The sequence below is a fragment of the Nonomuraea sp. NPDC049725 genome, from assembly GCF_040674795.1.
GTDB lineage: Bacteria > Actinomycetota > Actinomycetes > Streptosporangiales > Streptosporangiaceae > Nonomuraea > Nonomuraea ceibae.
This window is the reverse complement of the sequence record NZ_JBFANJ010000001.1, coordinates 214,717-228,772: the sequence shown is the minus strand read 5'-3', so window position 1 is coordinate 228,772 and position 14,056 is coordinate 214,717. Positions and strand designations below refer to the sequence as shown.

Sequence of the window (14,056 nt, the reverse complement as noted above, 5' to 3'; positions counted from 1 at the left end):
TTTGGCCGCATTCGCGGCACTCGGCCAGGGCGCGGACCGGGTCGAGCCAGAGAGCGTTCAGGGTGTGGCAGGTGGCGCAGCGAAGGCCATCGAGCAGGTGAATCATGCGGCCTGCCCGTGGTAGGCGACCATGGCGCGTATGTCGGCGTCGGAGACGTAGGCGGCGCGGACGCGGATGGGTTCGGGTGAGGTTTCCAGCCGCATGTAGGCGACGCCTGCGCCCAGCTCGGGAACCGGTGAGATGTGGTCGGCGAGTGCTCCCCGGTCGCGTGCGCCGTCGCCGAGGACCATGTCCACCTGTTCGGATTCGTCGAGCCGGAGCGCGATCTTGTCCGGAAAGAGGTTGCGGATGTTCATGACCTCTTTGCGCGGGTCCTGGAGTGCGGCCATGACGCCGACCCCGACCGAGCGGCCCTGGGTGGCGAGCGTGGCCAGGGCTGCGGAGATACGTTGCCGGAGTTGCCGGTCGGGTTGGTAGGCGGTCAGGAACGCCACCTCGTCGACGAGCACCAGGACGAATGGGTCTTCGATGGTGGGTGTGTGTGAGCGCTGGATCCCGGCGAAGCGGGTGGCGCGTTTCTGCATCACGGTGACGGCCTCGTCGAGCAGGTCGGCGCAGTCGGCCGGGTCGGCGGCGTAGCGGCCTTGGAACAACTCCCGTCCGAAGGACAGCTCCATCAGCTTGGGATCGAGTGCCCAGACCTCGGCCAGGCCCGCCCGCATGGCGGGAAGGAGCCCGCGGATCGTGTCCCACAGGAACGAGCCTTTGCCGGCCCCTGTCGCGCCAGCAATCAGGACGTGCGTCCCGTGCACCTTGAGCCGCAGCGGTTTGCCATCCTCCTGCTTGCCGATCTCGACCGGTCCCACGGTGGGTTCGTCGGGGATGGGCAGTGCTGGCATGGGCGAGGCGAGCGGGTCGGTGCGTGGGAAGGTGAGCAGCAGGCGTCCGCCCTTGATGAGGGCGATGCGACAGGAGGCGGCGCCGAAGCCTTGGGTGAGGTTGTCGATGCGGTCGGACCAGTCCTTGACCGCCTGGCCGCCGAGCATCCGGACGGTGATGCGATCGGCCCAGCCATCGCAGGTCACGCGGAGCAGGCGCGGCATGTATACGCGTCCGTTGACGCGCTTGGCCAGGCCGGAGACGTCCATGACGCCGTGCCAGTGGCGACGGTAGACCGACATCAGCCGCCACCAGGCCAGCAGCCGGAAGCCGACGAGCCGGGCGAAGGAGGGCCGGTCGATGAAGGCCCAGGAGATCAGGGCGAGAATGACGATCCCCGACAGAGACGCGGCCAGCGGCCATCCGGAGTAGTGCCAGGTGGCCGTAATGGCGACGGGGACGGCGACCGCCACCGGGTGCCGCCAGGTCGTGCGGACGAGGGCGGCCAGGAAGCGCCAGCCGTGGATGACGAAGGTGACGATGGCGGGTGTCTTGAGTACGGCCGGGCGGAAGACGACGGCCGTGTCGGGCGTGGTGGAGACGAGGTTGCGCGCCTCGTCGCCAGGCAGCCGCTTGAACATAAGCTGGGAACCTCTCGTGATGTCGCAGTCAGGGGAGAACCGAGGGGCCGCCGGAAGTTGCCGCTTCCAGCGGCCCCGCCTTTGTGTTCAGGCCGCCGAGGTGGTGGCGTCCTGGGCCGACTGTTCGGCGTGCAGCAACTCGCAGTCGGCCAGGTAGCGAGCGGCGGCGTGGAAAATCTCGCGGGCGATGTTCAGGTCGGCATCGGTGACCGGCCCGGCCCCGGTGGTGGAGATGTGCACGTGGGCCTCGTGGGAGGTGAACTCCAGGAACGGGCGCGGGCCGTCGAGCAGCAGTCCGGCGCTGGCCTGGAGGCGCGGCGTGTGGAAGGAGACCCGGACGTGCGGGTCGGAGTCAGGTCGGATGGACAGGGTGACGTAGGTGTAGGGCCGGTGCTCGCTCATGCCGCCACCCCGCGTCCGTCCGGGAGGCCGTAGAAGCTGCGTTCCAGGGAGCGGGCGAAGCGGTGGGCCTCGCGGGCGAGCTGGCGCGCGAACTCCAGGTCCTCCGTCGTCACCGGACCGTCTGTAGTGACGAGCACGGAGGTGGCGCCGAAGTCGAGCGCCAGGACGGGCTCGCGGCGAGCGAACGGGTGGTTCATGATCCGGGCGGCGTGCCCGGTGGTCAGCCGGATCACGCTGTTGCGCGGGGTACGGCGTCGGGTCATCAGGCGGCATCCTTTCCGGCCTTGGCGGGCTGGGCTTGCTGGCGAGGGGCGTGCATCTCGCGGACCTTGATCGAGTACGCGAGGCGTCCGGCGGCGTTGACGTACGGGGTGACGGACATGCCGTCGAACTCGACCGGCGTGAACGGCAGCCCCGGCATCGGCTGCGGGGGCACCGGCTGGACCGGCGCGAGGATCTTGACCGCGACCGTCTTCTGGGCGGGCTTGAGTGTCGGGTCACCGTCCATGACCGCGACCTGCCAGACCAGCTCTCCGGTCTGCTTGTCGCGGGACTGCACGAACCGGCCGTTGGACGAGCCGTCGAAGTCCTTGACGGGCTCGACCTCGCCGACGACGTAGCAGCCGTGCGGGAAGACCATGGCGAAGGTGACGGGGATGGGGCCTTGCAGAGCCATAACTGTTTTCCTCTCTTGACTGACAGGCACTTAACCTATCAAGTGATTCGACAGTAACTCTGCGTAGCTTGATAGGTCAAGTGCCTAGGCGAGATTTCGCTGCCAGATCGTAAACTGGCCGTGCCGCCCTACGGACAGTCCGGGACGAATACTGAGGATCATGGAACCGGAACGTGGTGGTTCGCGAGGTGGCACAGGTTTCGTTGTGCTCGGTGTCGGCTGGTTCTTCGGCACGATGATCCTGGGCTACCTGGCCCTCTACAACGGATTCGCCCTTGCCGGAGCGCCGTCGAGAAACGCCGAGCTGGCCCAGGTGCTCATCTACGCGGCGCTCGCGCTGGGAGGCGGCGCACCCCTTGTCGGTCTCTTCGCTTCGATGCTGCTCAACAACAAGGGCGGCATGGTGCTCTACGGGCTGATCGTGCTCGCGCTTGCGGCCCTTGTCCTCGCTCTGACATCGCAGGGCCGATCCGATCACGTGTACAAGGAAGATCCGGCGGTCTGCACGGCACCACCGGACGAGGCCGCTGGTGTGCCGGGCTGTTAGGAAACCGGATAGGCGTCCTCTAGTTCATGCCGGTCGGCAGGCAGCAGCACTTCGACGACCGCCAGAGGCCGGCCGGTGGCATCACGAACCGCACCGAACACGGCCAGGAGCGGCGCGTTCCGAGGCATGGCCAGTTGCTTGGCCTCGTCGGCGGTGGGCATCCGGGCGGTGATCTGCTCCAGGATGTGATCGAACCGCACGCCCTTGCGCGACTGAAGGTGCTCCCGCAATCCCTGTCGCAGCGGTTCTCCGCTGGTCAGGTCGGTCCCCTCGGACAACTCCAACGGCAGCCACAGCGACACCAGATCGGTCGGCTCGCCGTCACGACTGATCAGGCGCCGACGCACAAACGCCTTGCTCTTGGCCTCCAACCCGAGCAGCACACCCACCCGATTCGGCACGACCCGTGCCCCGGCCTCGACAACCTCACCGGCGAACTCGGCCTCAGGAGTGCTCAGATACGCCTGCCCCGGCCGGTTCTGCTCGCGTGAGGCCAGCGCCGGACGTCCTCGTACGAAGCGGCCCTTGCCCTGTTGGGACTCGATCCAGCCCTGCTCACGCAACACCCGAAGAGCTGCCACCACGGTGGGACGGGAGACAGCGAACTCCTGAATGAGCTGGTTCTCGCTCGGCAGGAGAGAGCCGGGCGGGTAATCCCCCGACTCGATACGCCTCTGAAGAGTGTGCACAAGCTGCGCATACTTCGGTGGCACGGACTCAAGCGACATCATGACCGTCCAGCACCCGACAAGTTGTTTTACCAAGTTTGAGCGTAACCCGACCTGGCGCTCGTGTCCACGTGATTGAGGAGCCAGGCCCGTACGCAAGGAAATCCGGCAGGCGGGCAGCGGACGGGGCCGGGGGGTGTGGCCGGGTGGAAACCGCTGAGGGCCGCCTGCCGGAGATAAGGCGCGACGAGGCAAGGATGATGTGCTCCCATCCCCCTCCGGAAGGGAACAACGCCGCCTCGCCGCGCCCGTCATCATCTGGCGACGTACTCCGCCAGAGCCTCCGCAGCGCCTACCGGGTCGCTGGTGGCGTGCCGCTTCTCGGCGCTCTGCCAGGAGTAGTAGGCCCCGCCGTACCCGACGAACACCCACACCGGCATGCCCGGCCTGGTCCGATGCACCATCAGCGCACTGTTGTTGTCGCGCAGTTCGGCATGGACGCCGAGTCGCGTGAGCTGATCACGCAGCCGGACGAGCTTGTCACTGTCGTCCTCCGGGTTCTGGTCGAGACCGGCGATCAACTTGGCCATCATCGAGTTCATTTCACGTTCCCTTCGGCCCGGCCGCTTCCGAGGCAGTCGAGACACTCCTGCTCCCCACTCGAAACTTGATCTCCGTCGTCGCCGATGAGGAGCGCACGGCGTGAGTCACGCAGCTTGACCCCGCGTCCCCGGCATGCGGGGCAGGGCGACGTGTTGCTTGTCTCGTCTGGCCGGATCACCGTCGCCAATCTCCTCGTTCATCCGGCGTTCCCTGCTGCGGGAGGCCGCGTGACGTACCGTGGTTGCTTGATGACAAGTCCACCGTCAACCGCGTCTCAGCAGGACCCCTGAACGGGACCCCTCATTTCCCCTTTCGAGCCCCCAGCCGGGAGGATGGCCCGCAGATGCCCGACTACATCCCAAACGTGCAGCTACGCGCCTGGCGCAACGAGCGGCACCTGTCCCGCGCGGAGATGGCAGACCGGATCAACGCCACCCCGATAGGCGTTACCGAACGACTCGCATGCGACGAAGAACGCATCCGACGCTGGGAGGCCGGCGAAGTCCGCTGGCCCCGCACCCCCTACCGGCTGGCCCTCACCCAACTGACCGGCCGGGAGCCGGAAGCACTCGGGTTCTCCCAGACCAAGCAGACCGGCGGCGGTCTCATCGAGGCCCGCGTGATCCCCGCCGACGCCCTCCGTGCCGAGGCTGACCTGTACGGCACCATGGAACTCGCCCAGCAACTCCAGGCATCCGACGTCGGAACCGGAACCCTAGAGGCCCTCGCCGAGGCCGTCGACCTCCTGTGCCGCGCCTATCCCGTCGTACCCGCAGGAACACTCCGCGACCGCACCCAAAAGCGCCTGGCCCAGATCAACCGCCTGCTCGCCGGACGCCTCACCCTGGACCAGCACCGCGAACTCCTCGTGATCACCGGCTGGCTCACCGCTCTGCTCGGCTGCGTCCACTATGACCTGGGAGAGCGGGAAGAAGCCGAAACCGCCCGACGCGCCGCCTTCGAGATGGGCCGCCAAGTCGGACACGGCGAACTCATGGGCTGGGCACACGAGATGTCAGCCTGGTTCGCCCTCGTCGAAGGCCGCTACGAAGACGTCGTCACCGCCGCCCGCATGGGCCAGGCCGTAGCCGGCAACAGCAGCGCCATGGTCCAACTCACCCTCCAAGAAGCCCGCGGCCTGGCCCGCATCGGCGACCGCCGCGAAGCCGACCGCGCCCTCACCCGTGGAGCCGAAGTCCTCAGCAGCCTGCCCATGCCCGACCGCCCAGACCACCACTTCGTCTTCGACCACGCCAAGTGGGTCTTCTACGCCGCCACCTGCTACACCTGGCTCGCCGACGACGACCGCGCCGAAGAACACGCCCGCGAAACCATCCAGATGCACACCCGCCCAGACGGCACTTCCAACGCGCCCATGCGCGTCGCCGACGCACACATAGACCTTGGCATCGTCCACGCCCGACGCGGCGACCTCGACGCAGCCGTTGAGCAGGGAATGGCCGCATTCGAGATCGACCGACGATCCCTCACCGACCTCGTCAATCGTGCGGGGGACCTCGACCGCGTCCTACAGCGCCGCTACCGGCGAGATGCCCTCGCCCAGGAGTTCCATGAACGGTACGTGACAGCTCGGCGCGCTCTCGCAAGCCGCCGCCCAGACCTGCTCGACTAGGTCGAAAGTTCGTAGGCTTCGCCAACTGGCCCCGCTGGTGATCCACACCCTGAGGCGGCGTGACCTAGCCAGTTGACCCGGTGCCGCGGCTGCAACCGATTCCGGTCCACGTCGCGACGCCTTCTACCAGACCGTTGGGCCTCGATGAAGGTGATTGACGTGACTGGATGGTATAGAGAAGATCAGTATCTGGCATATGGGGTCAAGCGAGGTAATGAACGTTACCTCACACTTCTTGGAGGGAAGCCGAGACAGCGACCCAGCCAGTGCGGTACATAACGGTATGTAGCATTACGGTTGCTGACCGTGGCGGTCTGTAGGTCGAATGCGATGCTTCGCTGTCGGACACATCCGACTTATTGAGGGAGCGGAAGGGCTAATGGGGAACGCGAAGCAGGCGCCGATGCGACGGAAGCCGTGGCCACCCGACGCTGTCCTCGATAAGCCGACTCCCCTGCAAGATGCGCGCCTATTCCGTAACTCGGTAATCAGCCCTCTCCGATATCCGGGTGCGAAACGTCAACTTGTCCCAGTGATCGAATCTCTGATCAATGCAAACGTACCTCCACCGCGGCTGCTGCTTGAGCCGTTTTGTGGAGGGGCAACTACGACACTTCGGCTGCTAGGGTCGGGTGCAGTTGAACACGGCATCCTTGCGGACGTGGACCCTTTGATTGCTGCGTTCTGGAGAACGGCGGCGTTTGACTCTAAATGGCTTATCGATGCAATGCATGAGGAGACCATTTCGGTTGCACGGTGGGATTGGTGGCGAGCAGCTAACCCCCGGGGCCGGCGCGAACGGGCTCTGAAATGTCTATTTCTTAATCGAACCACCTTCTCGGGCATCCTCCATGGAAGGGCAGGACCGATTGGTGGGCGCGCGCAGAAGTCGGACTACAAGATAGACTGCCGATTCGGGCTGGAAGGACTTACTCGGCGTATCAAGGGAGTGGCGGATCTGGCGTCCACTGGACGTCTACTCGACGTCTGGGAGGCAGACTGGCGGACGGCGCTCGGGAATCTTTCCAGCAAATTCAAAATGCTGGATCCGGGCGAAATAGTTGTATATCTAGATCCGCCTTATGTTGATAAAGCTCAATGGTTGTATGAGTGGTCTTTTGATAGCACTGAGCATACAGATCTAGCTGCGTGGCTGGCGAGCGATACGCGGTATGCGTGGTTGCTTTCTTACGATGACAATCAATCAATCCGTGGACTGTACAAGAATCGGCCAGCAGAATCTGTTCTACATGTTTCTCACACATACACGGCAGCAGGATCTGTAACGCGCACGGTTCGAGATGAGCTCCTAGTCACTAACTTGACAGTGATTCCCCCCTCAAAGAGGTACAGACTCCTTAAGACGGACGAAGCGGGATAATACGGCCAACCAGAGCATTCCAGGCATACTCGTTCTTGAAGCGGTGCTGGGTCTGTTGATCCGACGTATGCCTTTGGTGGAAGCTGGCATAAGCTTGTCGTGGTAGTCCCAATGCACTCCTTTCGGGCCAGGCCTAGCAACTACAAGGAGCCGTCCATGAGTGAACTGTCTGGCATCGCTGGCGCTGCCAACGTGGGTGGGAACCCGCTGACCGCGCTCCTGGATGGGGCTAAGCGGCTCGGAGGCATCTACCACCTCGACTACGACCGGGCGATCGTGATCACGGATGACTTCGTCAAGAGAGAAGCTGGTGGGGTCCCGCGCAACGGCTTTCTTCTTGCGGCGGCAACCGTTCCCACGCAGGAGACGAAGGCACCTCTCGACGAGGACGAGATCATCCTGCTTCGTATCCGCGGAACGGCGAGCCTTCCCAACGAGAGTGAACTGGTTGCAACGCGATTGGCGGCCATGCGAGATGCGGATATTCGTGAGCAGCGCCCAGAGAAAATCGTTGACAATTTGACGTCCAACCAGATCCAGATGTCTGCCTTTGAATGTGACGTCCTCGGCACCTTCTATGGGGCTACGGTTGCGCGAAAGCCGTTTGTACAGTGGGGCGCTGACATCGACAATGTCTACTCTGGTGCGCGCTACTTTGTTTACTTGCCTTCTGCAGATGCGCTCTCATTTATCGCTTCCTATCCGGAGCGGACGGAGGAGGAGATCCAAGACAACGAGGAGCCAGACCTCATTGACTTGGGCGTAGTCCGATTCGCCTCAACCCGTCGCAGAGCGGCAGACGCGGGGATGGATAAGGTGCCAGTCAAAGTTCGGGTTACCGACTTTATCTCACGAAAGACCGCCGTGCTCGGTATGACACGCGTTGGCAAGTCAAACACCAATAAGACCATCTGTACAGCTGTCTTTGAGCATGCTGCGCGGACCAAAAGCAAAATTGGCCAGTTGATATTCGACCCGCAAGGGGAGTACGCCAATGTCAATGAACAGGACAAGACAGGACTGCGCCTTCTAGGTCTAGGCTCCGACCTGGTTCACATTTATAAGATGAAGCCGAAGGCGGACGACAGCCAGGAATTCCCCCTGGCAGTCAACTTCTTCGACACGGATGAACTCCCAATGATATGGGGTCTAATTCAGGACTCACTTTCAGATGTTGGCACGAGCTATGCAAATGCCTTCAAGGCGGCCAAGGTTCTGGATCCTGATCGTTCCGACTATCCTAGTGGCACTGCGGGTGATAACGAGTTCTATGGAGCTCGCGTGGAGTCTCAGCGTGCACAGTTGGCTTTCTATGCCATGCTCGCTAAGGCCGGATTCACTGGTCCAAAGAGAGGCTTCAGCATCCTCTTCAAGATGAATAAGGGTGTTCGAGAAGCTTTCGAGGCTGAGAGGCCCGGACAGATCCGGCTCGTAACGCCCGCGCAAGGATTGTGTGCGGTTGATTCACCATTCGCTGCTCATCAAGTCCTCAAGTGGCTTTCGGATCGTATTGGGGAGGTGATTGCTGGGCGCGTCCCCAGTCAATATCAAAGTCTCGACCTTAGCAGTTGGCAGAACTGCGATGCGTTCATGGCAATCCTAACGGCCTACGACGCGAATGTGGGCACAGTGGTGCTTAATCGAATCAAGACGCTGGCCGACTTTCACGATCCTGCCAGCAAAGGTGACCTGGCGGACCGCGTCTGGGATGACCTGGTGGATGGACGTCTCGTCATCATCGACTTGTCTATTGGTTCTGATCATGTGACGAGAATGTTGTCCGAGCGGCTAGTCTTTCGGCTTATCGACAAAGCCAATAAGCGATTCCGCGAGAACAAGCCGAACGTTCCGATCCAGATCGTCGTCGAAGAGGCTCACAACCTGTTTGATCGAGACAAAGCTAAAAAATCAACCGTGCAGGACGATCCATGGGTTAAGCTCGCGAAGGAGGCGGCGAAGTACGGGATGGGCCTCGTTTATGCGACTCAAGAGGTTACTAGCGTAGACAAGCGCATCCTATCGAACACTTCAAACTGGATTGTGGCGCATCTTAATTCCGACAACGAGACTAAGGAGTTGTCCCACTACTACGACTTCGCCGTCTTCGCAGATGGGCTGCGCAAGGTCGAAGATCGAGGCTACACGCGCATGAAGACCTTCTCCGGCAAGTACATCGTGCCAGTACAGATTGCTAAGTTCGATCACGACATGATCAACCGGGCGCGAGAAGCCGCCGGCCTATCCCCAGTAATCCCGAAGTAGTGAGGTAGCCAGGATGCCATACCCTGAAGAACGTGCCTCGCGAATCGGCCACGTGCCTGCGGCGTTGAGTCCAGTCATCGCTGAGGCGATGAAGCGGTGGGAGACGCCGTCCCTAGACGTTGGCGAGGACCCGCCTGCTCACATCACGAGCCGACTGGTACCTCTAGACGACCTCCCCAGGGATCAGCGGCCGGATCCATCATTTACGATCGCATTCGACGGATCCAACCAAGAGGTTGAGGCGCGCTCGGGTTATCCCTCGGTTCGGGTGGGGTTCATGCAGATAGCTGGCGTCTATGTGGACATCCTGCGCTTTCTTCAAGCCAACGAAACTGGCTTAGTGGATGCGCGGAAGCTGGAAAAAGCGCAGATAACTCAGACGGTCAATAGTGTACTGCCGGGCTCAAACGTCTTCGTAAAGGGCGCCACCGGCATTGACAGTTGGCGGATGGAGTGCGCCCAGGCTTTCTCTGAAGCGGGGATCTCAGACTTCGGTACAAAGTTCTCTCTGATTGACGCTCTTATGACGATCCATGAACGTCCTGGAGCGGCCGCCACAGAGATCACACTAAGCAAATGTCCAACCTGCGGTTCTGCCGGTCTAACACCGCAGACAGTTATGCAAACCGGCGGCAAGTGCAGTGAACCGTTGTGCGGAGCATCTCTATATGCGACTGACGTGCTTCGTATTTATGAGGATTACACTAAAGATGGAGAGAATATTCGGGCGCTGAATCAATGTATGAACATCGCTGAAAGACTGCTGCTTGTATCCTATATAGATGGTTTTTACCGACACAGTGCTGCCCGTTTGTCGCAAGGGCTGTTCGTAACCGATGGGCCGCTGGCCGTTTACGGCACTACGGCTCCCATGAAGTCCAGGTTTCTGAGGTATTGGGAGCTGCTCTGCGCTGAACTAGAAAAGCGCGACATTGCGCCACCGCTACTCGTCGGAATCGAAAAGAAGGGCAACTTCTGCGATCACGCACGCGCTATCCAGAAGCACATTCCGAATGGGTATGTGATGATGCTGGATACGCCGTACGTGAATGAGTACATCAACAACGAGCGTCCCGATCACTTCTACGGAAAAGATGAGTTCTACGGTCGTAGATTCTTCTACAAGACTACGACGGGGGAGATTCTTGTAGTGACCGTGCCGCGGGTGCCAGGAGGGCATCCGTATGAGAAGCCCCGGCAGCTCTTGGATGGCTCGTTTCAGCGGACAGCCGCCGAAGAATTTACGTCGTACCCCACTCTTCGCGTGACACTGGAGACGCTTGATCTCCTGCAGACGCGTTTGTACCCCAATGCGGTCATCCCCGTTGCTTTGGCTCATTCGGCTTCATCTCTTCCTCTGGGTACCGGAAGAAGCGTACTTACCCTGCTTGCGCAACAAGGCCTTAGAATGCCGCGAGATAGCGTTAGTCTTAGTCAATTTAAGCCGCAGCGGTATGGCCACCGTTGACTTCTTCGTGTTGCCGAATTCTGCTTATAGAGATCAAGCGGCGGCGCGGCGCGCCGCCGTACCCCGGCCCTATGCCCGCCGCCGTCCGGGCGTGCGGCCTGGGGGCCGGTCCCGGACGGCGGCGGGACACCGGGCCGGGCACCGCACGCCGGCCCCGCCGTAGTTGCCGAACGCGCCGACCGGGGGTTGCCACGCCGCCGCACAGATGCAGTCCTACGATCGCCACTGCATGGTTGGCCGCCGTACAGCGCTGGGGGCGATCGACGATCCGTGCTTCGTTCCTCAGCACGGCTCACTGAGCCGGATTGTTGCGGTCCAGCTCCATGCTGAGGCCTGAACCAGCGGGAGAGATGCCGCCTTCCATGATCCGGAGAATGCGCGGAATGATCTCTGAACTAGGTTCTCCTAGGCAGGGCTGAACCGCAGGTCAGAGACTGTCGGACATCAGAACGAGTGACGCCCTGTAAAACCGTCGGCTCAGCCTACGCAAGTTCGAACCTTGCACCTGCCACCAGCAGTAGCTGCAGGTCAGAGGCCCTTCGGGGCCTCTTCTGCGTTTCAGGGGTGTGCAGCCGAAGGCCGCTCTGAGCGCCCGTTTGCCAGTGGTCACGGGATATACGCGGGATGAATCTGGAGGCGTTTCCCCAGGTCGAGGCCCATGATCCGGAGTACGTGCGGGATGACGTGGCCCCTGCAACTGCCCGGTTGTTGGGTGTCGCCGACTGTTTTGTTGAGGTTGGGTGAGAGCTGCCGCGCGGCTTCCGTTCCTCGGGCCTGGCGGCCCTGCAGTACGGGTCCACTCGCCATCGAAGGTACGCGGGCTAGGCGCCGATCTTGCTAACGGGAGTGCTAACGACGGCCTCGGATGACATTGGACGGCGGTGGACTGGCTGCGCCAATACCTCCGGTCCGAGCAGGCATTCGCGAGCAGGATGGACGTCCGTGGACGATCAAGTTCTCACTTGTAAACAAGGGATTGGCCTCAGAAGGCGCGTTTGTCTTCGACATGGATGACGGTTAGATCGTGCCCGTCTTGGCCCCGCTTGCTACGGCCGAAGAGGCCGACCGTGAGGTCGTCGTGGTTCTCCAATTCACCGGGATCGACGTAGGTGAGGATGTCAGGGTGGTGGCCGGTTACGGCCCAGCCGGGTGCATCGTCCAGGTCAACGGTGTTGAAGTCTCCGGCCGGTGTGCCAGCGCGAACGGGACCGTACTCCCTCAGGAGGGAGGTCGCCTGCTCCGCGAGATCCTCCGCTGGCTCCATCAAGATCACGCAGGTTCCGTGGGCGAACAGCACCCAAGACTTGGCAGGGCCCAGCAGACGACGCCAAGTCTCGATCGTGGCCGTTTGGTTCATGCGGGGCAGCGTAGCGATCGACGACGACAAGCCCTGGAGACGGTGACTCCGTCGAGTCAACAAGTACCTACCGCACGCAAGAGGCACGCGCCGACAGCGCGTTAGAAGCGGCATGCTTACTGTTAAGACACTCACATTTGCTTTGATGGTCGCGCCCACCGTTGGGGCTCTTCGACCGAATGCCCAAGCGAGGTAGCGAGCTTTGTTGACGGCAACGATGACGACAACTTTGGCCAACACGAGCGCACGTCGCGAGCATCACACGACGTCTGACTGCAGCCTGGAACGTCGGAACCAGGGCAGTCGGTTCGCCTGGAAAGCGGACGGTCTCGCCGAACCAGGCTCATGAGGGTCTTGGAGTTAGAGCGCTGCCGAATTGTGCTCATAGAGATCAAGCGGCGGCGCGGCGCGCCGCCGTACCGCCGGCCCTCCGCCCGCCCGCCGTCCGGGCGTGCGGCCTGGGGGCCGGTCCCGGCCGGCGGCGGGACACCGGGCCGGCCACCGCACGCCGTCCCCGCCGTACGGACCGAACGCACCGACCGGGGTTGCCACGCCGCCACACAGATGCAGCCCGACGATCGCCACAGCATGGCCGGTCGCCGTAGATGGCTGGGGGCGATCGACGATCCAGGGTTCGTTCCTCACCCTGGCTCACCGAGGTAGCGGGGTGACCTTTCGTCGCCGGGCTGGTGAGGACGATCGACATTGAGAGGAATGATGTGGCTGAAGCCCATGACGCACTGCTCAGTCATCTGGAGGGCGTACCCCGAACATGTGTTTCTGCTTGCACGGTAGGGTGCGGCTGCGATGAGCTGACTGGGCATCGAAAGGCTGCAATCCATGAAACCTGTAGGCGCTGTTTTAGGCGATAGGGAACGTCTGCAGTGGGATTTCACGCCGCTCGTCGGCGTTGGACCGCTACGGTTCGGGATGAGTCATGACGAGGTGATTGCTGCGCTGGATGCGGATCCCCCTTCCACAGGTCCTTGCGGGTGGGGAGGGCGCTTGGCGTGGTTCCGTCTGCCCACCTCTTACGGGGATGCTCTGACGACGTACTACGGCGAGTCTGGTCGCCTGTCCTGCATCGCGGTTGATGCGCTTCATGGTCCTCAGGTGACGATGGACGGCCTCCGGCTGGTTGGACGTGTGCCGTCCGAGTTGGTTGATCTGTTCATTGATCACATGCGGTCACGGGGACTGCCGGAAGCGGTCCGCTACTCGCAGTACGGAGATTTTGGAGCTGACGAGCTTGGGCTCGTGCTGCGTGCGCAACGCGCTGGTGACATCCTCCTGACGCGTCCGGTTTTCGTTGCCCGCGAGTGGGCTGATCGTGTCTGTGACGTCACAGAGGGCTGTGTCCCTGATGAGGAATGGCAGGTGTACTGCTGAAGGGAAGACCGTACACAGCCACTGACTTGCATTGAACCGATCTGGAAGCAGGTTCCAGCGAGCTCGTTGGTTGGCTCTGCCCCGCGGGATATACGTGGGATGATCTTCCCGGGCAAGGAAAAAGCGGGAATCGTACGCCGAGGTCAGAG

Annotated in this window: 13 protein-coding genes; 6 read left to right on the top strand and 7 right to left on the bottom strand. The window is 62.2% G+C overall.

The window, feature by feature from the left end; genetic code table 11:
• Positions 1-102 precede the first annotated feature (102 nt).
• The 4 genes from AB0J53_RS01235 to AB0J53_RS01220 form a co-directional block, all read right to left on the bottom strand.
• Positions 103-1,521: an FtsK/SpoIIIE domain-containing protein gene (locus AB0J53_RS01235; RefSeq protein WP_364167742.1), complete on the bottom strand. Its 1,419-nt coding sequence runs from the start codon at positions 1,519-1,521 to the stop codon at positions 103-105.
• A gap of 87 nt (positions 1,522-1,608) precedes the next feature.
• Positions 1,609-1,923, bottom strand: a complete 315-nt coding sequence (locus AB0J53_RS01230) for a hypothetical protein (RefSeq protein ID WP_364167741.1) — start codon at positions 1,921-1,923, stop codon at positions 1,609-1,611.
• Positions 1,920-2,186, bottom strand: a complete 267-nt coding sequence (locus AB0J53_RS01225; protein ID WP_364167739.1) for a hypothetical protein — start codon at positions 2,184-2,186, stop codon at positions 1,920-1,922. The genes AB0J53_RS01230 and AB0J53_RS01225 overlap by 4 nt, the downstream gene beginning before the upstream one ends.
• Positions 2,186-2,599, bottom strand: a complete 414-nt coding sequence (locus tag AB0J53_RS01220) for a plasmid replication, integration and excision activator (RefSeq protein WP_364167737.1) — start codon at positions 2,597-2,599, stop codon at positions 2,186-2,188. The genes AB0J53_RS01225 and AB0J53_RS01220 overlap by 1 nt, the downstream gene beginning before the upstream one ends.
• 160 nt (positions 2,600-2,759) lie before the next feature.
• Here AB0J53_RS01220 and AB0J53_RS01215 point away from each other — a divergent pair, with 160 nt between their 5' ends.
• A complete protein-coding gene (locus tag AB0J53_RS01215; protein WP_364167735.1) occupies positions 2,760-3,146 on the top strand; it encodes a hypothetical protein in 387 nt (128 codons plus the stop codon).
• Here AB0J53_RS01215 and AB0J53_RS01210 read toward each other — a convergent pair.
• Positions 3,143-3,877 carry a GntR family transcriptional regulator gene (locus tag AB0J53_RS01210; protein ID WP_364167733.1) on the bottom strand — a complete coding sequence of 245 codons (735 nt, stop codon included), beginning with the start codon at positions 3,875-3,877 and terminating at the stop codon, positions 3,143-3,145. The genes AB0J53_RS01215 and AB0J53_RS01210 overlap by 4 nt on opposite strands.
• 251 nt (positions 3,878-4,128) lie before the next feature.
• Positions 4,129-4,407 carry a hypothetical protein gene (locus tag AB0J53_RS01205; protein ID WP_364167731.1) on the bottom strand — a complete coding sequence of 93 codons (279 nt, stop codon included), beginning with the start codon at positions 4,405-4,407 and terminating at the stop codon, positions 4,129-4,131.
• Positions 4,408-4,760: 353 nt separating this feature from the next.
• Here AB0J53_RS01205 and AB0J53_RS01200 point away from each other — a divergent pair, with 353 nt between their 5' ends.
• The 4 genes from AB0J53_RS01200 (at position 4,761) to AB0J53_RS01185 (ending at position 11,161) form a co-directional block, all read left to right on the top strand.
• Complete coding sequence (locus tag AB0J53_RS01200) at positions 4,761-6,050, top strand: XRE family transcriptional regulator (protein WP_364167729.1); 1,290 nt, start codon at positions 4,761-4,763, stop codon at positions 6,048-6,050.
• Positions 6,051-6,375: 325 nt separating this feature from the next.
• A complete protein-coding gene (locus tag AB0J53_RS01195) occupies positions 6,376-7,431 on the top strand; it encodes a DNA adenine methylase (RefSeq protein WP_364167727.1) in 1,056 nt (351 codons plus the stop codon).
• A gap of 156 nt (positions 7,432-7,587) precedes the next feature.
• Entirely contained in the window at positions 7,588-9,693 is a 2,106-nt protein-coding gene (locus AB0J53_RS01190) for a DUF87 domain-containing protein (RefSeq protein WP_364167725.1), read from the top strand.
• A 277-nt stretch (positions 9,694-9,970) separates the two neighbouring features.
• Positions 9,971-11,161, top strand: coding sequence for a hypothetical protein (locus tag AB0J53_RS01185; RefSeq protein WP_364167723.1), 1,191 nt, complete (start codon positions 9,971-9,973; stop codon positions 11,159-11,161).
• A 982-nt stretch (positions 11,162-12,143) separates the two neighbouring features.
• Here AB0J53_RS01185 and AB0J53_RS01180 read toward each other — a convergent pair.
• The gene (locus AB0J53_RS01180) at positions 12,144-12,518 is read right to left on the bottom strand and encodes a hypothetical protein (protein ID WP_364167721.1); all 375 of its coding nucleotides are present in this window, start codon (positions 12,516-12,518) and stop codon (positions 12,144-12,146) included.
• Between the two features lie 840 nt (positions 12,519-13,358).
• Between AB0J53_RS01180 and AB0J53_RS01175 the strand changes: the two genes are divergently transcribed.
• Positions 13,359-13,907: a hypothetical protein gene (locus AB0J53_RS01175; protein WP_364167719.1), complete on the top strand. Its 549-nt coding sequence runs from the start codon at positions 13,359-13,361 to the stop codon at positions 13,905-13,907.
• The last annotated feature ends 149 nt before the right edge of the window (positions 13,908-14,056 follow it).

What these genes read in the sequence shown, in the direction of transcription:
- AB0J53_RS01235 (WP_364167742.1), bottom strand. Translation starts at nt 1,521, where the DNA reads ATGTTCAAGCGGCTGCCTGGCGACGAGGCGCGCAACCTCGTCTCCACC.
- AB0J53_RS01230 (WP_364167741.1), bottom strand. Translation starts at nt 1,923, where the DNA reads ATGAGCGAGCACCGGCCCTACACCTACGTCACCCTGTCCATCCGACCT.
- AB0J53_RS01225 (WP_364167739.1), bottom strand. Translation starts at nt 2,186, where the DNA reads ATGACCCGACGCCGTACCCCGCGCAACAGCGTGATCCGGCTGACCACC.
- AB0J53_RS01220 (WP_364167737.1), bottom strand. Translation starts at nt 2,599, where the DNA reads ATGGCTCTGCAAGGCCCCATCCCCGTCACCTTCGCCATGGTCTTCCCG.
- AB0J53_RS01215 (WP_364167735.1), top strand. Translation starts at nt 2,760, where the DNA reads ATGGAACCGGAACGTGGTGGTTCGCGAGGTGGCACAGGTTTCGTTGTG.
- AB0J53_RS01210 (WP_364167733.1), bottom strand. Translation starts at nt 3,877, where the DNA reads ATGATGTCGCTTGAGTCCGTGCCACCGAAGTATGCGCAGCTTGTGCAC.
- AB0J53_RS01205 (WP_364167731.1), bottom strand. Translation starts at nt 4,407, where the DNA reads ATGATGGCCAAGTTGATCGCCGGTCTCGACCAGAACCCGGAGGACGAC.
- AB0J53_RS01200 (WP_364167729.1), top strand. Translation starts at nt 4,761, where the DNA reads ATGCCCGACTACATCCCAAACGTGCAGCTACGCGCCTGGCGCAACGAG.
- AB0J53_RS01195 (WP_364167727.1), top strand. Translation starts at nt 6,376, where the DNA reads ATGCGATGCTTCGCTGTCGGACACATCCGACTTATTGAGGGAGCGGAA.
- AB0J53_RS01190 (WP_364167725.1), top strand. Translation starts at nt 7,588, where the DNA reads ATGAGTGAACTGTCTGGCATCGCTGGCGCTGCCAACGTGGGTGGGAAC.
- AB0J53_RS01185 (WP_364167723.1), top strand. Translation starts at nt 9,971, where the DNA reads ATGCAGATAGCTGGCGTCTATGTGGACATCCTGCGCTTTCTTCAAGCC.
- AB0J53_RS01180 (WP_364167721.1), bottom strand. Translation starts at nt 12,518, where the DNA reads ATGAACCAAACGGCCACGATCGAGACTTGGCGTCGTCTGCTGGGCCCT.
- AB0J53_RS01175 (WP_364167719.1), top strand. Translation starts at nt 13,359, where the DNA reads ATGAAACCTGTAGGCGCTGTTTTAGGCGATAGGGAACGTCTGCAGTGG.